The 20,417-nt window shown below is 45.0% G+C and carries 22 protein-coding genes and 1 other annotated feature; of the genes, 3 read left to right on the top strand and 19 right to left on the bottom strand.

What is annotated here, in order from left to right:
- Both V5G21_RS17405 and V5G21_RS17400 read left to right on the top strand, forming a co-directional pair.
- Positions 1-1,533, top strand: a complete 1,533-nt coding sequence (locus tag V5G21_RS17405) for an ABC transporter substrate-binding protein (RefSeq protein ID WP_212929945.1) — start codon at positions 1-3, stop codon at positions 1,531-1,533.
- 20 nt (positions 1,534-1,553) lie between these two features.
- Positions 1,554-2,003, top strand: coding sequence for a hypothetical protein (locus V5G21_RS17400; RefSeq protein WP_011246448.1), 450 nt, complete (start codon positions 1,554-1,556; stop codon positions 2,001-2,003).
- Positions 2,004-2,246: 243 nt separating this feature from the next.
- Here V5G21_RS17400 and V5G21_RS17395 read toward each other — a convergent pair whose 3' ends face one another.
- From V5G21_RS17395 to V5G21_RS17385, 3 genes are all read right to left on the bottom strand, one after another.
- A complete protein-coding gene (locus V5G21_RS17395) occupies positions 2,247-2,486 on the bottom strand; it encodes a YrhC family protein (RefSeq protein WP_035204561.1) in 240 nt (79 codons plus the stop codon).
- Positions 2,487-2,576: 90 nt separating this feature from the next.
- On the bottom strand, positions 2,577-3,272 hold the full coding sequence (gene mtnN / locus V5G21_RS17390) for a 5'-methylthioadenosine/S-adenosylhomocysteine nucleosidase (RefSeq protein WP_011246447.1): 696 nt from the start codon (positions 3,270-3,272) through the stop codon (positions 2,577-2,579).
- Between the two features lie 146 nt (positions 3,273-3,418).
- Positions 3,419-4,255 (bottom strand): Ku protein, encoded by an 837-nt coding sequence (locus V5G21_RS17385; protein ID WP_011246446.1) that lies wholly within the window; start codon positions 4,253-4,255, stop codon positions 3,419-3,421.
- An 87-nt stretch (positions 4,256-4,342) separates the two neighbouring features.
- Between V5G21_RS17385 and V5G21_RS17380 the strand changes: the two genes are divergently transcribed.
- A complete protein-coding gene (locus tag V5G21_RS17380) occupies positions 4,343-6,151 on the top strand; it encodes a DNA ligase D (RefSeq protein ID WP_011246445.1) in 1,809 nt (602 codons plus the stop codon).
- 71 nt (positions 6,152-6,222) lie between these two features.
- Here V5G21_RS17380 and V5G21_RS17375 read toward each other — a convergent pair whose 3' ends face one another.
- The 16 genes from V5G21_RS17375 to mnmA all read right to left on the bottom strand — a co-directional run bounded on the left by V5G21_RS17375 (position 6,223) and on the right by mnmA (position 20,392).
- Positions 6,223-6,846 (bottom strand): YrrS family protein, encoded by a 624-nt coding sequence (locus V5G21_RS17375; protein ID WP_050748964.1) that lies wholly within the window; start codon positions 6,844-6,846, stop codon positions 6,223-6,225.
- A 146-nt stretch (positions 6,847-6,992) separates the two neighbouring features.
- Positions 6,993-7,469: a transcription elongation factor GreA gene (gene greA / locus V5G21_RS17370; RefSeq protein WP_011246443.1), complete on the bottom strand. Its 477-nt coding sequence runs from the start codon at positions 7,467-7,469 to the stop codon at positions 6,993-6,995.
- A 52-nt stretch (positions 7,470-7,521) separates the two neighbouring features.
- A complete protein-coding gene (gene udk, locus V5G21_RS17365; RefSeq protein WP_011246442.1) occupies positions 7,522-8,166 on the bottom strand; it encodes a uridine kinase in 645 nt (214 codons plus the stop codon).
- Between the two features lie 24 nt (positions 8,167-8,190).
- Positions 8,191-8,841, bottom strand: coding sequence for an O-methyltransferase (locus V5G21_RS17360; RefSeq protein WP_011246441.1), 651 nt, complete (start codon positions 8,839-8,841; stop codon positions 8,191-8,193).
- Between the two features lie 53 nt (positions 8,842-8,894).
- Positions 8,895-10,034, bottom strand: a complete 1,140-nt coding sequence (mltG, locus tag V5G21_RS17355) for an endolytic transglycosylase MltG (RefSeq protein ID WP_011246440.1) — start codon at positions 10,032-10,034, stop codon at positions 8,895-8,897.
- A 130-nt stretch (positions 10,035-10,164) separates the two neighbouring features.
- Entirely contained in the window at positions 10,165-10,452 is a 288-nt protein-coding gene (locus V5G21_RS17350; protein ID WP_011246439.1) for a DUF1292 domain-containing protein, read from the bottom strand.
- 32 nt (positions 10,453-10,484) lie between these two features.
- Complete coding sequence (gene ruvX, locus V5G21_RS17345) at positions 10,485-10,913, bottom strand: Holliday junction resolvase RuvX (RefSeq protein WP_011246438.1); 429 nt, start codon at positions 10,911-10,913, stop codon at positions 10,485-10,487.
- A complete protein-coding gene (locus V5G21_RS17340) occupies positions 10,910-11,182 on the bottom strand; it encodes an IreB family regulatory phosphoprotein (RefSeq protein WP_011246437.1) in 273 nt (90 codons plus the stop codon). The genes ruvX and V5G21_RS17340 overlap by 4 nt, the downstream gene beginning before the upstream one ends.
- 83 nt (positions 11,183-11,265) lie before the next feature.
- A complete protein-coding gene (gene alaS / locus V5G21_RS17335) occupies positions 11,266-13,896 on the bottom strand; it encodes an alanine--tRNA ligase (protein WP_011246436.1) in 2,631 nt (876 codons plus the stop codon).
- Positions 13,897-13,949: 53 nt separating this feature from the next.
- Positions 13,950-14,162 (bottom strand) — a binding site (T-box leader).
- Positions 14,163-14,215: 53 nt separating this feature from the next.
- Positions 14,216-15,292: an AI-2E family transporter gene (locus tag V5G21_RS17330; RefSeq protein WP_011246435.1), complete on the bottom strand. Its 1,077-nt coding sequence runs from the start codon at positions 15,290-15,292 to the stop codon at positions 14,216-14,218.
- A gap of 94 nt (positions 15,293-15,386) precedes the next feature.
- On the bottom strand, positions 15,387-15,566 hold the full coding sequence (locus V5G21_RS17325) for a hypothetical protein (protein WP_035204549.1): 180 nt from the start codon (positions 15,564-15,566) through the stop codon (positions 15,387-15,389).
- A 20-nt stretch (positions 15,567-15,586) separates the two neighbouring features.
- Positions 15,587-15,775 carry a hypothetical protein gene (locus V5G21_RS17320; RefSeq protein WP_011246434.1) on the bottom strand — a complete coding sequence of 63 codons (189 nt, stop codon included), beginning with the start codon at positions 15,773-15,775 and terminating at the stop codon, positions 15,587-15,589.
- Between the two features lie 12 nt (positions 15,776-15,787).
- On the bottom strand, positions 15,788-16,258 hold the full coding sequence (locus V5G21_RS17315; protein ID WP_035204546.1) for a PRC-barrel domain-containing protein: 471 nt from the start codon (positions 16,256-16,258) through the stop codon (positions 15,788-15,790).
- A 50-nt stretch (positions 16,259-16,308) separates the two neighbouring features.
- Entirely contained in the window at positions 16,309-18,594 is a 2,286-nt protein-coding gene (locus tag V5G21_RS17310; protein ID WP_095294591.1) for an ATP-dependent RecD-like DNA helicase, read from the bottom strand.
- 4 nt (positions 18,595-18,598) lie between these two features.
- Entirely contained in the window at positions 18,599-19,258 is a 660-nt protein-coding gene (locus tag V5G21_RS17305; protein ID WP_011246431.1) for a tetratricopeptide repeat protein, read from the bottom strand.
- Between the two features lie 39 nt (positions 19,259-19,297).
- Positions 19,298-20,392 carry a tRNA 2-thiouridine(34) synthase MnmA gene (gene mnmA / locus V5G21_RS17300; RefSeq protein ID WP_011246430.1) on the bottom strand — a complete coding sequence of 365 codons (1,095 nt, stop codon included), beginning with the start codon at positions 20,390-20,392 and terminating at the stop codon, positions 19,298-19,300.
- Between the last annotated feature and the right edge of the window lie 25 nt (positions 20,393-20,417).

Genomic DNA, 20,417 nt, shown 5'->3' with positions numbered 1-20,417 from the left:
ATGAAAAAACCAGTTTCTTTTATAACCATTTCTGCTGTTTCACTGGCGCTCCTTGCTTCCTGCGGTTTTGAAGATCCTGATGCAAACGAAACAACCAATGACGATACAGCGTCTGGCAATGGCCAGCTGACGATTGCTAACCCTGCCGACATCACTACGTTTGACCCTCATAATAATAGCGTCATTACGACTTCGGCTGTACTCGTAAATGTATACAGTAAGTTGTTAAAACGGGATGAAGCAGGAGAAATCATTCCTGAGTTGGCGGAGAGTTGGGACACGATAGATGATGTAACTTGGGAATTCCAATTACGTGATGATGTTACTTTTCATAACGGCGATCCATTTACCGCGGAAGATGTGAAATTCTCATTGGAACGAGTTGCCAACGATACGACGCTCCAGCAATATGCCACATTTAGCCAAATTGAAAACGTGGACGTAGTGGATGACCATACCATTCAAATTACAACTGCTGAACCTGACCCACAATTGCTCAGTCGCCTCTCTACTCCAGCAGCAAGCATGTTGCCAAAGGACTATTTTGAAGAAGTAGGCGCTGATGAGTTTTTCAAAGCCCCGGTTGGAACAGGACCATTTCAATTTGAATCTTGGCAACAAGATGAGGCTGTTGTATTAAGCAAATATGAAGGCTATTTTGAAGGTGAGCCAAATTGGGAAACTGTTCGCTTTAGCGTGGTGCCCGAAGACTCAACCCGTGTATCTGAACTTCTTACCGGCGGCGTCGATATCGCCTTCAATATTCCTACCGCTGACATGGAACGGATTGACAACAATGATGGCACCCATATGGCATTAGAACCGATTCAACGTGTGATCCAAATTTGGCTGTCTAATGAGGAAGGAGAAACTACAGCTGACCCGGCAGTAAGAGAAGCGATTGATCTGGCTATCGACAATCAGGTGATTATCGATGAAATTCTTCAAGGCAGCGCTACAGCCACACGGACTCATATCACGCCCGGAAACTTTGGCGCTGATCTATCTTTGTATGACACGTACGAGTACGATCCAGAACGAGCAAAAGAAATTCTTGCTGATGCTGGCTATGAAGATGGCGTAACAATCAATATGTCTGTTAATAATTACTATACGGAAATGGCGGAAGTGGTTGGCGGCATGCTAGCCGATGTCGGCATTACAGCCAATATCGAACTAATTGAACAAAGCCAGTTTGCCAACCGATTATTTAACGGTGAATTAGAAGAAGCGATCTTTGTCGGCTGGGGAAATGACATGTTTGATGCAAGCGTGCTCGATTTCTTTAAAGAAGAAGGGGTCGCCCCTTATACCAACCCTGAAATTGAACAGCTGCTTGAAGATGCTGCCTATAATATGGATGAGGAAGAACGTGCCGACCAATATCAACAAGTTCAACAACAATTAGCTGAAGATCGCGGCGCTGTTTATTTATTCCAACTTCAAGGCCGCTACGGGGTGAGTGACCGTTTGGATTACAAACCAAGACTTGATGAGCTCTATTACGCAAACGAAATCAAATTGGCCGAATAAGGCATAAGGAGAATAAACTCATGGACCTTCCAGCTTTATCGCAATGGGAAGCTTTTATGGTGGAAACGTTGCTTGCCAAAGGCATGGAGCGACAAACACTCATTAACTTGCTGAAAGCAAAAGATGCGGAAACACTGAACAACTTTGATGACACCTTCGATTATCATGAACTGATTACAGCTGCAGAAACAGCTTTCGACAACCTTACGCAAGCAGTGCAAGTAGGCTACACCATTAAGTTTGTGTCGAAATTCGGAATTAAACGCTTGCTTGGTTTAAAATATGGACTGGAGGAAGGCATCGACTACCAAATGGCAGACGACCGGTTTGACAATCTTACGCTCACAGCGGCACAATTAGCTGAATTTAAAGCAATGTTGTCGCCAAACTGGAAAGTGTTTAACGAAATTAATGGAAATGGGACTTTTACCGTCTCCATTCTCCATGCAACCCTTGTACACAACACCTAACCTTTTCAAAATGAAGCCCTAAGCTTTTTTGCTTAGGGCTTCAGACTGTAGACAAACGCTCGCATACTTCGTCGTTTGCCTCACTCATATGCTCATGAACCCCCGTTCTATTCGCATCTTCCCTCGGCTGCACTCCTCGTCTGACAAGCGTTTTCTATCAGTCTGAGGGCGGTTATCGACTTTGTCGACAACCTCAAGCCCTAAGCTTTTTTGCTTAGGGCTTCATTTTACGTGGTTGTTGTCTTATTCATGTTTTTTCAATTTTCGTTTAGCCAAGTAAGAAAGGCCAAAGCAACAACCGGCAAATACAATAGCAGCTCCAATAATGCCTGAATATATTTGTACACTTGCATCATGTATTTGGTAAGGCTCAGGCAGCCAAAAACCAATTGTCAAAAATAAACCCGCCCCTAAAAACAACAAGCAGAACAACTGATAATCATGCTGATCCTGTTTCAAACGTTGAATCGTCTTTTCGTCCATTAGACTGCCTCCTCTCCTACTGCTCTCCTTTTCTATCTTAACAGATCAAAAGAAGTTCGAAAGGCGAAGACTTTTGCTAATAGAGGAAAATTATGCTGATAAATGGTCGAGCATCAACATCACTTGTTTAGCAGAATTGACAGCTGATTTTTCTAAAAATGTATCGTATGACATCTTTGCGTCTTGGCCAGCCACGTCAGATAATGCCCGGATAATGACAAATGGAGTCTGGAATTGGTGGCATACTTGAGCGATCGCGCCAGCTTCCATTTCTGCACAATAAGCAGCAGGAAATAGCGTTTTGACTTCATTTACACGCGTTTCTTCCCCCATAAAGGAATCACCTGTCACAATCAGCCCCTCTTCTGAATGGAAACCTACTTTTTGCGCGGCTGTCTTCGCCGCTGCGATTAAGGTTGCATCTGGCAAATACGCTGGCACCATTCCTGGAACTTGTCCATATTCATAGCCAAACACAGTTGCGTCAACATCGTGGTAACGCACCTCCGTTGAAATGACAAGATCGCCAACAGCCATACTTGCGTTAAGGCCACCTGCTACGCCAGTGTTGATAATGGCATCAGGTTGAAACCGATCATTTAATAGCGTTGTTGCCAGTGCAGCGTTCACTTTTCCAATTCCACATCGTGTTAAGACTACTTGCACAGCGCCAATTTGGCCTTCTGTAAATTCACAATTGGCAATCGTTGTCGCTACACGGTTTTCCATTTTATCTCGTAAAAAGTTAACTTCTTCTTCCATTGCGCCAATGATACCGATTTTCACAGCCACTCTTCCCTTCTATTGGACAATTTCTTTTCCAGTATACACACCTTTAAGGAAGATTTCACGACTTAAAACTGAAAAAACCAGCTGGCAATGCCGGCTGGTTTTCTTTGTCTTGATTGACAAAGCGTTTTCGATCCGTCTGGTTATGCGTTTTTCTTCGTTGCTGTTTTTCGTTTTGATGCAGCTGCTTTTTTCCGTTTCGGCTTTGTCCGCTCTAATGACGCCTCTAGCGCTGACATTAAATCGGTCACATTCGTGTCCCGTTCGGCTTCTTTTGGTTCCGAAACAACCATTTTGTTTCCTTGCTTTTTTTGTTCAATTAGATCAAAAAGCTGCTCCCGGTATTCATCCGTGTATGACTCTGGGTCAAATTCACTGGTAAGCTGGTCAATTAAAAGCAACGCCGTCTTTAGTTCTTTTTCTTCTACTTTAGGCGCTTCTGGCAAATTAGGGACATCAGCAAGCTTCCGCACCTCATCAGGAAAATAAATCGTCTCCATCATTAAGGCGTTGCCGTACGTACGGACAATTGCCAAATGTTCTTTCGCGCGAATGATAATTTTGCCAATGCCAATTTTTTTAGAATCAGCAAGCGCCCTTTGCAACAATGCGTAGGCTTTGGAGCCACCATCCCCTGGCGCTAAAAAATAAGAACGGTCAAAATAAATCGGGTCGACTTCCTCCAATTGGACAAAATCAAGAATTTGCACCGCTTTGTCTTCGTTGTCTTTTCGAAACTGCTCAAGTTCTTCTGCTTCAATAACAACAAATTTGTTTTTCGCGTATTCGTATGCTTTGACAATATCGTCTGCCTCTACTGCTTCCTCGCAGTGGCGACACCTTTTCTCATAAGAGATTGGCGTATGGCACTTTTTATGGAGCTGACGCATTTTGATGTCTTTGTTTTCGGTTGCCGTGTGCAGCTTAACAGGAATATGAACAAGCCCGAACTGGATGCTGCCTTTCCAAACTGTATGCATGATTTCACCTCACTCTTACTATACGGCGCAAACGCCATTAATATCACAGGAAAGGTTTGGTTACTCTATAGCTAGGAGGTAGCGCAAATGAAACCAATGAAACTGACGGAGACGACCGCATTTCCTCAGTCAACAGGCTGGGTTGCAGAGCCTAAATACGATGGCTATCGTTGCCTTGTCTCCATTACAGACACGAGCATTGAGCTAATAAGCCGTAACGGGCGATTGCTAAACCACGCTTTCCCTGAAGTTGTAAGTGCTTTTGAAGAAAGGCGAACAAAACTTTCAAACGAGTTGCCGCTCGTATTAGATGGAGAGCTTGTTTGTTTGCTGAATGGCTACGCAAGTCATTTTCCTGCCGTCCAAACCCGTTCGCGCATGAGCAATGTTCATGTAATCGAAAAGGAAATGGTAAGCAGGCCTTGCCAATGGATAGCCTTTGACATACTGAACCAACCTAATGTTCCTTATCGAGAAAGGCGCAAACAGTTGTTATCATTCTGCAAACGTGCCGACATTCCCGCCCTCACTCCATTAGGCGGTGTCCCGACACTTGGTGTGGTTGAGTCGACAAGCGCTATTCAAGCGCTCCTTACGACCGTTAAACGTTATAATGGCGAAGGGATTGTCCTTAAAAAACAGCTAAGCCCCTACAATCAAAATATTCGTTCAAAAGATTGGCTAAAACTGAAACATTACCGGCTTGTACCTGTTCTTGTTACATTTTTTGATGCCACGAATGGCTATTTTCACGGCAGCGTTTATCACCAACAAGGGGCGTTAAATGAAGTCGCTATTTTTAAGCACGGCCTTTTGCCAGACGATGCCAAAACGTTAGCCAATTTTTTTAGAACAAAAGGAACGGCTGAAAAAAATGGGTTTCGCCTCGCTCCATCAATCGTCGTTGAGCTCGCTTGCATTGGCCTTTCTGGTGGACAACTCCGTGAAGTCTCCTTTGTCCGCTTTTTGCATCATGCTGATCCAAACGACATCACCATGACCACGCTGTTTCATGGTCTGTACCCATTGCCAGATATTGTAGAGACGACAAGTTTGGATAAACCGTTATGGGAACAGGTCACAAAAGCGGATTACCTTCATTATTTGCAAGCTGTTATGCCTTTTATGCTGCCTTTTTTATATCAACGAGCGCTTACTGTTATTCGGTTTCCCCATGGGACGTTTGCAAATGAGCGTTTTTACCAGAAACATATTCCAAATTATGCGCCTGCTTATGTCAACTCAGCTTGGTTAGAAGACATTTGTTATATTTTGTGCAACAATCCAGAAACGCTTATATGGCTCGGAAACCAACTGGCGTTGGAACTCCATATTCCGTTTCAAACGATTGAATCAAGCAAACCAGATGAAATTGTCTTTGATCTCGATCCACCTAGCCAAGATCAGTTTGGCCTTGCCCAGGAAGCAGCACTGGACATGAAACAAATTTTCAATCGATTTCAACTCCCCTTTTTTTGCAAAACGACTGGAGGAAAAGGCCTGCAAGTACACATTCCATTGGAAAAACAGACCCTTACTTATGAGGAAACAGGCCGCTTCATGAAATTTGTCGCAGATTTTCTCTGCCAACAAAAGCCAGGCAAGTATACGACGGAACGACTCAAAAAAAAGCGACGGAACCGTCTCTATATCGACTACGTTCAGCATGCTTATAACAAAACGGTCATTGCCCCATACTCCATGAGAGAGACCGGCTTTGCCGCCGTTCCTTTGCGAGAAGACGAATTAGCATCGCCAACCCTTTCGCCTCAGCAATTTTCATACGTTGATGTGCTTAGGCGCATCCAACAATTTGAGAACCCGTTTATTGGCTACGAACGAGAACGAGTAAGCAAAGAACGCTTTATCCAATTGCTCGATGAGATTGGCATATAGCAAAAAACGGATGCAGCATGCATCCGTTTCAGACTCATTTATTCGGTCTACGCGAATTGTTAAAGTAGACGCTAGCGAGGGTCTGTAGCTGATTCGCTCGACGAGACAACCGTCCAACCAACATTGTCTTCCCATTGAAGGTGTACATCGTAATAGGTGCCTGTGTTGTTATCAAGCAACACGCCTCGGGCACTTGTAGTCGAGCCGCCATTTCCTAACCACATAAGTGTTGAATTCGATTCGTTTAAACCTGTGGCCAAATAAAGGGCTGACTCCATTTCGTTCCAGTTTTGACTACCTCTTGTAAAGTCATTCGGTGACGGGTTTTCCTGTTGCGTAGGAACAGTATCGCCTTCTGTTTCTTCCGTTTCTTCGTCTTCTGTTTGTTCTTCTTCGTCGTTTTCCTCACTGCTATTTTCGTCTTCATTATTTTCTTCTTCGGAAGCATCGTTGTCGCTGTCGCCGTCATCATTGGCTGCTGTACTTCCTTCTTCATCGCCTTCTTCAATCGTTTGGCCATCTCCAGATTGACCTGAGCTGCTTTCTTGTTCATCCACAGCAGCTTGATCGGAACTAAACCAATTTACTGCAAGATTGCCACCAAGAAAGAGGATCAGCACAGTAACAATGATAATAGCAATGTTTAGGATTCGATTAATACGTTTACTTCTGCGATATTCAGATCGCCGTCCCATCAAATAACCTCCTCTTTCCAACGTTCTTTTTCCATTATAGCTTGTTTCAGTTGAACTTCAACCTTCCTTTTGTCGGAGATTGACGAAAAATCATGTGAAAAAAAAGAGTCCTCTTGTTACAAGTGCAACAAGAGAACTTCTTATATCTAGCGGATTTCAAGGATTTCGACTTCCATTTCCCCGCCTGGCGTATTCACAACTACACGGTCATTAACTGTTTTACCTAACAAACTTTGCGCCATCGGAGAGTCATTTGAAATTTTCCCCTCAAAAGGATCTGACTCCGCTGAACCGACAATCGTATATTCTTCTTCTTCCCCATCAGGTAGTTCCATTAAGCGAACTGTTTTTCCTAATGAAACAACATTGCCATCTACTTTTTCATTTTCAATCATGACGGCATTGCGAATCATTTTTTCCAGCTGGGCAATCCGGCCTTCAACAAATGCCTGGTCTTCTTTGGCAGAATCATACTCGGAGTTCTCCGACAGGTCGCCAAAGCTACGTGCGACTTTTATACGTTCAACGACTTCTTTACGTCGTGTTGTAATCAAATAATGTAGTTCTTCTTCAAGTTTTTTCTTGCCTTCTGCGGTCATGTAATGTTTTTTCTCTTCTGCCATGCTATTCACTCCTCATTAATATATACAAAAGGACGGTTGGGACTGGCTTTTTTTAAGCATCCAACTTCTTTTGTTCAATAATTGTGCGAATTTTTGTTGCCATTAAATCGATCGCGACTTTGTTTTGCCCGCCTTCTGGGATAATTAAATCGGCATAACGTTTTGTCGGCTCCACAAACTGCAAATGCATGGGCCTCACGACCGAAGTATATTGGTCAATGACTGAATCAATTGACCGCCCGCGCTCCTTTGTATCGCGAACAAGCCTACGAATGATGCGGATATCAGGATCCGTGTCGACAAACACCTTTATATCCATCATGCTTCGTAAACGTTCGTCTTCAAGAATCAAAATTCCTTCTAGGATAATGACATCTTTCGGCTCAATTTTTGTAACCTCTTTTGCCCGTGTATGATTGGCATAATCGTAGGAAGGCTTAAAAATCGGGGACCGATCGGCCAGTTGCATAAGATGGGCATAAAGAAGCTCATTGTCAAATGAAAGCGGATGGTCATAATTCGTTTTTAAACGCTCTTCAAATGTGAGATGATCTTGATTTTTATAATATGCATCTTGTTCAATCAAGACAATGGATGACTGGCTGAACTGCTTAAATATTTCTTTGGCGACCGTTGTCTTCCCAGATCCAGTGCCGCCTGCTACGCCAATGATCACAGGCCTCATGCTTGATTCCATTCGTCTTCCTCTCCTATGTTGCTGTTAAGTTCGTATCTTCATGCTGCACGCCATTCCATCGCCAATTGGCAAAATGCGCGTCGTAAAATCGGGATGGTTGGACAACCATTCATTGTAGCGTTTGATTTTGATCGCGAGCTTCTGCAAACGTTTTGGTTGCGAAGACAAGTCTTCTTTTGCGACAAGGCCTCGAAACAAAATATTGTCACTGATCACAAGCCCCGAATCTGCTAACTTCGGCGTATACAATTCAAAAAAAGTTTGGTATTGCCCTTTTGCAGCATCAATAAATAATACATCAAATGGAGTGGAATGTACAACGAGATCAACTCCATTGGTCGCATCCCCATGGATAAGGTGAATTCGGTCTTGCAAGCCAGCACGCTGTATGTAAGCTTGTGCTTGATGGAAGCGAACATCATCCCGTTCGATTGTCGTAATCTGCGTTTGCGGAAGCGCTTCCGCCATTCGAATAGCCGAATAGCCGATTGCTGTTCCAATTTCTAAGATGGTTTTTGGTTGTTTGGCGACAAGCAGCAAAAGCATAGCTTCCAGTGCCACGAGTTCCATAATCGGCACGTTGTTGTCCTTTGCATACTGCTCCATTTCCAGCACAAGCGGCGAACGTTTTGGTAGCAGCGACGTTACATAATCATGTATTTCTTCGTTCATCATGTGTAGGCCATTCCTTTGCAATGAAAAAAGCAAGGGAGGCTAGGCTCCCCGCCCTACTCATTATTTTCTGCTTCTTCCCATTCATGACGGTAGGCATCACGTGCTTCTAGATGCTTGTTGTAATCTTCATTGTAGATGATTTCACCGTTGTAACGGGCATAGAAATACAGGTAATCAGTGTCATTCGGGTCAGCAGCAGCTACAAGTGATTGTTCCCGGACTGTAGCAATCGGTCCAGGCGGCAACCCTTCATATCGATACGTATTATACGGTGAATCGATGTCAAGGTCATCATAGGTTGTCATATAAATATGCTCGCCTTGGGCGTATGCAACGGTTGGGTCGACTTGCAGCTTCATATTTTGCTCTAATCGGTTATGAAGGACGCCAGAAATTTCAAAGCGGTCTGGTGCCTCTTTTGCTTCCCGTTCAATAATGGATCCAATCGTCAGCAGCTCATGGAAGGTGTATTCGCTGTTTTCAATCAAGTCGGTATTGTTTTGATAAATTTGTTCCATTTGGTCAAGCATCGCTTCAATGACCGTTTTTACAGGAGGCTGTTCCTCTTCAAATGGATAACTGGCGGGAAACAAGTAGCCTTCCAGAGGGTGATGAATCTCTTCGTTTAAAATTTCATCTGTCAGCATGTCATAGTCGTCGATAAGCTCTTTGACATATTCTTCATCATCTATAACAGCCATTACTTCTTCTTGGGATGTTCCAGTAAACTCGGCAAGTCTTTCGCTTAAGCTTGCTAAGTTAAGGCCCTCAGGAATAGTAATCGTCGAGGCAGCCTCCGCCACGACTCGGCCATCTTTTAAACTTGCAATAAGCTCATCCACGCCCATTGATGTGTTTAATGTATACGTTCCTGCTTGGAAATCCGATTCATTTTTATAACGGGCGTAATAACGGAAAAACGTTGCATTGCGGATTAATCCTTCTTCTTCTAGAATGTCCGCAATTCCGCTTGTCGAAGTTCCGACAGGAATCGTTACTTCTATATCGGTGCCTTTCCCTTCTTCGTCCATTGGTTTTAAAGCGGTTGTTAAGTAAAAATAACTAAATATGCCGGCGGCCAAGATCACGGCAAACAGAATTAAAACACAAATAAACACGATCTTACGGACGGTTTTGGCTTGGGATGCACGTTCCTGATAAAGCTCTGAATGCTGTTTCGGTTGCTTTGTCATTTATTGCCTCCTTACCCGTCCCATTATACTACAAAAAATGCTAAAGTCATCCTTTATCGCCTTCATTTTTACAGCATTCGCCCTTTATTCTAAAGCAAACCCGTGCCACATTCAGCACGGGTTTGTGGTTTTACTCTTCCTCTTCAGAGAAAGTATTAAGCATCTCTTCGATCATGTCCCATTCTTCGTCCGTCTCAACGGGATAAAACGAAATATCATTGTCTTCGTTTTGCTGTTCTTCATAACGGAACGCAAACACTTCGACTTCCTCTTCGTCATCCTCTTCTTCCCCGACTGGAACGAGTACCATATACGACTTTTCTGTTTCGTCAACTGTAAAACGGAACAATTCATCAAATAGATGTTCTGTGCCATTCTCATCTGGAATGACAAAACGCTCTTTTTCTTCTTGAGCCATTTTCTTTCCCTCGCTTTGCTAAATGGTTTGTTCTATGTCAGTGTGTGGCTTTGGCGGTCTAAATATCCTTGTAAAATGAATACAGCAGCCATTTTGTCTACAGCTTTTTTGCGTTTTTTTCGACTTACATCTGCATCAATTAAAACGCGCTGAGCTGCAGCTGTTGTAAGACGTTCATCCCATAAAACGGTCTGCACATTGCACTGTTGTTCAAGTGTTCGCGCGAATGTCTCACTCCGTGTGGCGCTTTCGCCAACCGTGCCGTTCATGTTTTTAGGATAACCAATCACCACTTTTTGGACGTCATTCTCTTTGATCAGCTGAGCTAGTGCTTCAAAATCACGGTTTGGGTCGTCTTCAGATCGTTGGATCGTCGGCAGTCCTTGCGCTGTCCACCCGAACGCATCACTAATGGCGACACCAATTGTTTTTGTCCCTACGTCTAAGCCGATTGTTTTCATTTGTTTTCCTTGCCATGGGACCGCAAGTACGACTTCACAAGCGTTTCAATTAGCTCGTCTCGTTCTAATTTGCGGATTAGCGTGCGGGCATCTTTATGCCTAGGAATGTAGGCTGGATCACCAGACAACAGATAGCCGACGATTTGGTTAATCGGGTTGTACCCTTTTTCTTCAAGCGCATCATAAACAGACAAGAGCACTTCTTGGACATCTGCGTCAAAGGAATCATCATTAAAATTGAATTGCATCGTATTATCCATTGAACTCAACTAGCTCTCACCTCTTTTAGCGTTCTTTAGACGAAATGCGCGTCGTTCTGTCGTCTGTCCTATTGTACAACAGAATCGACCATTTAGGAAATTGATTTCACGTATTCATGCACATAGGCAAGGGCTTCGTCCAACTTGGCAGGATCTTTTCCACCAGCTTGCGCCATATCAGGACGGCCACCGCCACCACCGCCTGTACGAGCGGCAACTTCTTTAATTAATTTGCCGGCATGGAAGCCTTCCGCAATAGCCGGTTTTGTAACACCAGCGACAAAGGCAAGCTTGTTGCCTGTTTTTGCTGCAAGGACAATTACTGCTTTTTCGTGTGCTTGTTTAAGCGTATCCACCATAGAACGGAGCGCTTCCGTGTCTTTTGCATCAACTTGGGCTGCAATAACGGCAACACCGCCAATTTCCTTGACTTGGTCATTTAAATTTCCAGCTTCAGCTTGCCCAAGCTTAGCGGTTAACGATTCGTTCTCCCTTTGAGCTTTCCGCAACTCTTCTTGCAAGCTTTCAATTCGCTGCGGCACGTCAGATAATCGCTTTGCTTTTAAACGTTCCGCCGCATCTTTTAAAATCGCTGTTTGCTCTGACAAAAACTGATAGGCGCCTTTTGACGTCACTGCTTCAATACGGCGCACACCTGCGCCAATACCGGATTCGCTTGTAATTTTAAACAATCCGATCTCAGCTGTGTTGCGTACATGGCAACCACCACACAATTCTAGGCTGTAATCGCCAACACGGACAACACGGACTTCGCTGCCGTATTTCTCCCCAAACAATGCCATTGCGCCGGCCGCTTTTGCTTCTTCTAAACGTTGAATCGAAATGTCAACTGGCAACGCCTGCCACACTTTTTCGTTAACAATTTCTTCAATTTGCTGAAGCTCATTCGGCGTCACTTGCCCAAAATGGGAAAAGTCAAAGCGCAACCGTTCACTCGACACAAGCGACCCTGCTTGATTGACATGTTCGCCTAAAACGTCTTTTAACGCTTGGTGGAGCAAATGGGTAGCTGTATGATTTTTAACAATATCGAGTCGTTCCCTTACTTCTATACGGGCGCTTGCTTGTTGGCCAGTGGAGATTTCGCCAATTGTCACTTCAGCCGTGTGCAGATGTTGGCCATTTGGCGCTTTTTTCACATCTTTAACTACAGCTTGTCCTGTGTCGGTTACAATCATCCCTCTATCTGCCACTTGCCCGCCGCTCTCAGCATAAAAAGGCGTTTCATCAAGAAAGAATTGGATGACATCCCCTTGGACGGCTTGCTCGACTTTCTCTTTGCCGCGGACGAGCGTCGTAATGACTGCATCTGTCTCCGTATGTTCATAGCCGACAAACACACTTGGCGTTTTCACTTCGCCAAAGACATCTTCCTGAACGGACATCGATGCGCTTTCCTGGCGAGCCGCCCGCGCTCTCTGCCGCTGTTGTTCCATTTCCTGGTCAAAGCCAGCACGGTCAACTGTCAATCCTTCATCATGGACATACTCTTCCGTTAAATCAATTGGAAAGCCATACGTGTCATAAAGGCGAAATGCGTCCTCACCTGCAATGGTTTCCTTGTTGGTGGCCTTTGCTTTTTCGATGATGTCGCTTAAAATCGCAAGGCCTTCGTTCAATGTTTCATGGAAACGCTCTTCTTCGGTGCGAATGACCCGTGCAATAAAGTCTTGCTTATCTGCAACTTCAGGATAAAAGTCTTTCATGATCGCACCAACAACGGGCACGAGCTCATACATAAACGGGCGGTCAATGCCAATTGATTTTGCAAAGCGGACCGCGCGGCGCAACAAGCGGCGCAACACATAACCGCGACCTTCATTAGACGGCAACGCCCCGTCGCCAACTGCAAAAGCAACCGTTCGAATATGGTCGGCAATCACTTTAAAAGCAGTATCTGCTTCCTTGTATGTTGTACTAGCCAGTGCTTCCGTTGCCTCAATGATTGGCATAAACAAATCTGTCTCAAAGTTGGTCGGCGTGTCTTGGATCACAGATACCATCCGCTCCAGACCCATGCCTGTATCAATGTTTTTCTTTGGCAATGGCGTGTATGTACCATCTGCGTTATGGTTGAACTGGGAAAAAACCAAATTCCAAATCTCAAGGTAGCGTTCATTTTCACCACCTGGATACAACTCTGGGTCATTCGGGTCATCGCCATACTCAGGTCCCCGGTCATAGAAAATTTCTGAGTTTGGACCACTTGGGCCTTCGCCAATGTCCCAGAAGTTCCCTTCTAAGCGGATAATCCGTTCTTCAGGAAGACCAATATGTTGATGCCAATAGCGGTAAGCCTCTTCATCTTCAGGATGAACGGTCACAGAAAGGCGTTCTTGCGGAAACCCGATCCATTTTTTATCGGTCAAAAATTCCCACGCCCATTCAATCGCTTGCTCTTTAAAATAATCGCCGATTGAAAAATTGCCAAGCATCTCAAAAAATGTATGGTGTCGCGCCGTTTTTCCGACGTTTTCGATGTCGTTCGTACGAATCGACTTTTGCGCGTTGACAATACGCGGGTTTTCGGGGATCACCCGTCCGTCAAAATACTTTTTTAATGTGGCAACGCCACTGTTAATCCATAGCAATGACGGATCTTCAAAAGGCACAAGGGAAGCACTTGGCTCTACAGAATGGCCTTTCTCTTTAAAAAAGTCAATGAACATTTGGCGAACACTTGCCGAACTTAACCGTTGCAATATGAATCACTCCTTATGTATTTATCAGCACATAAAAAAACTCCTCCCTAGAAAGAAGGGACGAGATGTCTGTTCACGCGGTACCACCCTCATTATGGCGCGATTGTAGCGCCACCACTTTCATACCTTTAACGCAGGAAAATACGGTGGGTTTTGCCCACAGCTCCAGAATAGCGTTCCGCATCTCTTCGCCAGCGCTTTTTTCAGCCAAGAAAGCGCTTCTCTTTAGACGGGCTGACACGTACTCGTTCTATCAACGCAATAACCGTTTTCCGGTATATCTTTTTCAGCACGATTATAGCGTTCAAGGATACAAATGTCAATCGTGCTGGATATCGCCTTTAATGGACTGACGAATATGGACGACCGTCACCTTTAAAATCGCCGCAACTGGGACGGCAATGAGCAAACCAACAATGCCACCAGCTTCCACGCCAATTAACAGTGCAATAATGATGATCATTGGATGCAAATGAACCGTCCGGCCGACAATGACCGGCGATAGCAGATTCCCTTCAATTTGCTGAATAATGACTAATGCAATCACTGTATAAAGACCGAGCGTCGTTGATTCAAGAAGAGCAGCACCGACTGCTGGAATCGCGCCAATAATCGCGCCGAAATAAGGGATAAAATCGGTCGCACCAACAAAAAAACCGAGCACAATTGGATAAGGAACGCCAAGAATCCACAGAGCAACAGTCGAAAGCACGCCAACACAAAAAGCGACTAGCAGCTGACCACGAACATAGGAACCAAATGTCCGATCAACATCGTTTGCATAGGCTGTCAACCCTTTTCGCCATTTTCTTGGCGTTAAGTAAAAAGCAACCCGTTTAAGGAGCTCGTAGTCTTTTAAAAGGTAAAACACTAAAAAAGGAACGACGATCCATGTCATGAAGGACTGTAACATCCGGATAATCACTTGTTCGATCTGGTCAAGCCCCGCTTTTGCGAACGATTCAATTTTCACACTCCATTCGCCGACATGGTCGTCAAGTGGGTTTGGTAAGTTTTCCGCCGTACGTTGTAAGTTCAACAGTGACTTTTTCACTTCAGCCAATTGCCCTGGCAGTACATCCATGGCTTCTTTTACCTGTGCCGCAAGTGCGGGTAATCCCCAAAAAAGCATAGCGGCAATTGCAAGAATAAATGCTAAAAACAACATAAACGTGGCAAGTGCTCGCGGCAATCCGAGACGAACAAACCACTCAACAATGGGGTGAAGCAAATAGGCCGATACAAAAGCAACACAAAGCGGTCCGAGCAATGTCGCCAAAATGTCCCACACTGGCCGTAAAAATAACACTACTTGGCCTACCAGCAACAACAATAGCACGATCAGTAAATATTTCGTCCATTTCAACACGTCTGTTTGCAGCCGTTCCCGCTTCATGACTCCCACTCCTTTTGCCTCTCCTCCCTAGCTTGCGCAAAACAGTGGCTTCGTAATCAAAAAAAGCGGCCCTATTGCGGCCGCTTTTTCTTGTCTAGGCAAACATGCGTTTGAATCTTTTTCTCGCTTTTTTCCAAGTACGGGCATTCATCAGGTTAGCTTGCATTACTGGCTCTATAAATTGCCGGATTCTCCGCTTTGTTTTCCGGTCATTTAATGAATACCATGCAGCGCCAACGCCGATGGCCATTAATGGAGCGATTGACTTCCGCAAAAGGCTCACCTCCGCTTAGCTTACATGTTTAGACGACGTTCTTCCGTTTCAAACAAATCGTCAAGTGAGCTGAGCGAACCGTCCTCCTCTACTTGGTGAAGGAGCAACGTGTCTTTCACTAAACTCATCTCAATGAAACAATTCCAACAATAGTATTGGTTTGTGCCAATCTTTCCGATGTCTTTTCGGTGGCAGTTAGGGCAACGCATAGAGGGCCTCCTTTACAGAGACAGAATGGCCCGTTCTTTACTGATTACTAAATGTTGGCCTTTAACGACTTTCCGGCCTTCCTTTATATCAGACAGCCAGCCATCTGTCACTTCATACCCTATGATCGTGCCCAATTCGACGTTGAAATATACATCTTCTACCAATCCGAGCGTTTCCCCTTCCTCGGAAAGAAGCGGCTTCCCTTTGAAACGGCGTCGCCCTGTGTGAATAGGGTGGAGCATTTTTTGCTCGCGGTTGAACGGCTTTAAAGCCTGTTCACCAGCGATCATAACCGCTTCCTGACCAGCGTGAGCAATTTCACCAATCGGCAAAAAAGCATGCTGTGCAAACAAATGTGTTCGTTTCACCGTTAAGCCAACGACTTCTTTGCCATCAAACAGAGCATCCACGACCCGGCCATGTTCATGGCCAGTTGTATTGCTGATAACAGGAAGCCCTATAAGCGCTTGAACTGTTCGCAAAGAAACACCGCCTTTCCGAACAGTCTTAAGTTATGCATATGTAGCTTCCTCTATCCCCGGTGAACGTTACCAGTACGTGAAAGCAATAGTTGAAGGCGCTCCTTTAATTTGGAATGGCGGTGCTCGTCTGCATGTTTAATCGCCTGTTCCATCGTTTTTCGATCGCCACATAAGAGCAAATACTGCTTGGCCCGGGTAATGCCTGTATAAAGCAAGTTCCGCCTCAGCATGCGCATGTAGCTCGACACGACTGGCATCACCACAATCGGAAATTCGCTTCCTTGTGCTTTATGAATAGAACAGCAATAGGCATGGGTTAGCTGTGAAAAGTCTTTTTTCTCATAGGTGACTTCCAGTCCGTCAAAGGAAACCACTAGCTGATCTTTTTTTTCCGTCGTCTCTTTAGCGTAGAAAACAGCAACAATTTCTCCTCTATCGCCGTTGTATACGCCTTCCTCTGGATTGTTGACTAACTGGAGGACCATATCGCCTTTGCGAAAAACAACATCCCCAAACGGCAGCTCTCTGCGGCCTTCTTTTGCCGGATTAAATAGGGACTGAAGCATCGTGTTTAATTCATTGATCCCTGCCTGCCCGCGGTACATGGGTGCCAGTACTTGGATCTCCTTAGCACTGTAGCCTTTCTTCATGGCGTTTTCACAAATTTGCCAAACTGCTTGTTGCACTTGGTTCGGCTGGCAAGGAAAAAAGACGCGGTCTGCCTTTTTCGTTAAAAAATCACTTGGAAGCACGCCATCTTTCATCGAGTGGGCAAGCTCAATGATGGAAGAGCCTTCAGCTTGCCTGTAAATGTCCTTTAATTGGATTGTTGGAATAACGTCTGCTTCTAAAAGGTCTTTTAATACTTGGCCAGGCCCTACAGAAGGCAACTGGTTTTCATCCCCTACTAACACGACTTGCATGCCTTTGGGAATCGCTTTAAATAACTGATTTGCAACCCAGGCATCGACCATCGACATCTCATCGACAATTAGCAGTTCCCCTTCAAGCTGTTCATGGTCGCCTTTTTCAAAGCCGGTCGCACTGCCTTTCCAGCCGAGCAAGCTGTGTATCGTGCTTGCAGGCAGTTCCGTTGCTTCAGCCATCCGTTTGCTGGCTCGACCAGTGGGCGCAGTCAACTTAAGGGGGAAAGATTTGTTTTTGTAAGCAGCCACTTCAAGAGAAAGCCCATGAAGCGCAGCATAAGCTTCCACAATTCCTTTAATGACCGTAGTCTTTCCTGTTCCAGGCCCTCCTGTCAGCAACAACAACGGAGAACGAAGAGCAGTGGCAATCGCTTCTTTTTGCGTGTTTGAATACGTAACAGCATGTGTATCCTCAATGTGCCCGAGTGTTTTTTCAATGTCTGCTTCAGTGAATTCTTGTGTCAGTTCTTGGCTTAAAATTCGGCGGATGTTGGTGGCAATGCCTTTTTCTGCATAATACAATGACTTCATGTAGATGCGGTCTTCTTCACGAACGAGCATGCCCTCTTCATTCATTTCGATGAGGATGGTCTCAAGCTCGGAAGCGTCAATTTGGACGTTTGGGCTCGATAATAATGCAGTCCCCTCCGTAATGAGCGCTTCCTCCTGCAAGTATAAATGTCCTTGTTGCATACAACATTCCCGGAGCAAATAAAGCAGCCCCGCCCGCAAACGCTCTGGATGGTTCCCAGTTAAGCCAATCGCCGCCCCTAATTGGTCTGCACGGCGAAAGCCGACTCCTTCTACATCCTGAATGAGCAAATACGGGTTGGTGCGGATAACATCAAGTGCTTGCAATTTGTACGTTCGGTAAACACTCATCGACAACTCTGTGCCAAACCCGTATTGGGACAGTTGGATAATGACTTGCTCCGCGCCTTGTTGCTCAAGAAGTTGGTTATAGAGCATCGTCGCTGTATCTTCTTTTAGCTTCGGGATGTTGTTTAATACCGTTCGATCTTCAATAATAGCTGAAATGGCCCTTTCACCGAGAGCGTCGACAATTGCTTCCGCTGTCTTTTTGCCAACGCCAGGGAAACGGTCGCTTGACAAAAACCGAATAATTCCGCTTTTCGTCTGTGGCAAATCGCGCCTAAACGTTTCCACTTTGTATTGGAGGCCAAAGCGTGGATGTTCAGCGACTTGCCCGAAAAATAAATAGGTCTCCTCTACTTCCAGTTCAGGCAAATGGCCGACAACCGTTATTTTGCGCCCTTCTATTTGTTCATTCGTCTTTTCAATCCGCGTCATCGCCACTGTATAATCGTTTTCTTCATTGCGAAACAACACATGAACGACTTTTCCTTTAACAAAACCTTTCTCCAGCGTTTTTTCCCCAACATTATCCATAGCTTCACCCTTTTTCAAGTGTCGCTTCAATAAGCCGTTTGCCGTTGCCAGCGAGAAGATGGCCCGGTTGGTGGGCAAGCGCTTGGTTAAAAGAGGCAAGTGCTGCTTCAGCTTCATCAGACGCTGCCTGGACAACCCCTAAATTGTAATAAGCATCAGCATGACTAGGATCAAGGGCAATTGTTTTTTCAAACAAAGGACGGGCTTCGTCCAGCAGCTCCAGCTGGGCTAAGCACAGCCCATATTGAAAAACAATTTCGCTGTCTTCACTACTTAATTCATATGCTCGGCTTAGGTTAGCCTGTGCATGAGCAAGCTTCCCTTCGCTGTAATAGCTCATGCCTAGCATGTAAAACAAGTCTGCCTCATTCATGCCACCAGTAAGCGCTTCAGTAAACGCTTGAATCGCTTGCTGGTGGTTTTCTTGCTGATAATGGACACAGCCTATCCCGTAATAGGCAACAGTCGCATCGTGGTCGAGCTCCAGTGCTCGCTCATAAAAAACGAGCGCACGCTCAAAGTCATTGAGAGCTGCTAGCAAGTTCCCCATGTTGATATACCCTGTCGGTTCTTTTGGATTTTCTTCAATGTAGGCAGCAAACTGTTTTGCCGCTTCTTCATAGTTCCCTTTTCGCATGAGCTCAATTCCCGCTTGATTATCCATCGTCCTTCCCCCTCCGAAAGCTAAAAAGGAAAACGCGGTTTACGCATTTTCCCGGTGAATTTTGTCAATCACGCCGCCACCAATGCAACGATCTCCTTCATACAACACAACCGCTTGTCCTGGCGTAATCGCGCGTTGTGGCTGGTCAAACTGAATAAACGCACGGCCATCTTCCTTCGGAAATACAGTAACGCCTTGGTCTTCTTGACGATATCGAAATTTTGCTTTGCATGTAAATGGGCTCGTTCTTTCTTCTTTGGCAATCCAGTTCATGTCAGTAGCCCAGAGCCCATCTGAGTATAGTCCTGGATGATGATAGCCTTGACCGACAATGAGTACATTTCGTTCCAAGTCTTTGTCAATGACAAACCACGGCTCCCCAGCGCCACCAATGCCAAGCCCTTGGCGCTGGCCAAGCGTATAGTACATAAGCCCATCGTGCTGCCCTTTATCAATGCCGTCCATTGTTTCCATCCGTCCTGGTTGTGCTGGGAGAAAGGTTTGCAGGAATTCTTTAAAATCACGCTCGCCAATAAAACAAATGCCAGTGCTGTCTTTTTTCGTTGCTGTTGCAAGCTCTGCCTCAGCAGCAATTTTTCGCACTTCCGCTTTTTGCAAATGGCCAAGAGGGAACATCACTTTTGACAGTTGTTTTTGGCTAAGTGCATTTAAAAAATACGTCTGGTCTTTATTAGCATCTGCCCCTTTTATTAACCTATATTCCCCGTCCAATTCCTGCAATTGGGCATAATGGCCCGTCGCGACATAGTCAGCGCCGAGGGAAATCGCATGGTTTAAGAATGCTTTAAACTTAATTTCTTTGTTGCACATAACGTCAGGATTTGGCGTTCGTCCCGCTTTATATTCTTCTAGAAAATACGTAAACACTTTATCCCAGTATTGTTTCTCAAAATTAACTGCGTAGTATGGAATGCCTAGCTGTTGCGCTACTCGCTCAACGTCCTCATAATCTTCTGTGGCCGAACAAAAGCCTGAATCATTGCTATCATCCCAGTTTTTCATAAAAATCCCAATGACATCATAGCCTTGTTCTTTCAAAAGCAAAGCTGTTACAGAAGAATCTACACCTCCAGACATGCCGACAACGACACGTGTATCTTCTCGTTTTTTCATATTGGTTCCCCACTTTCTATTGCTC

The organism is Shouchella rhizosphaerae, assembly GCF_036700015.1.
GTDB lineage: Bacteria > Bacillota > Bacilli > Bacillales > Bacillaceae_D > Shouchella > Shouchella rhizosphaerae.
Note: the sequence above shows the minus strand (reverse complement) of the source record. Positions and strands in the feature narration are given on the sequence as shown.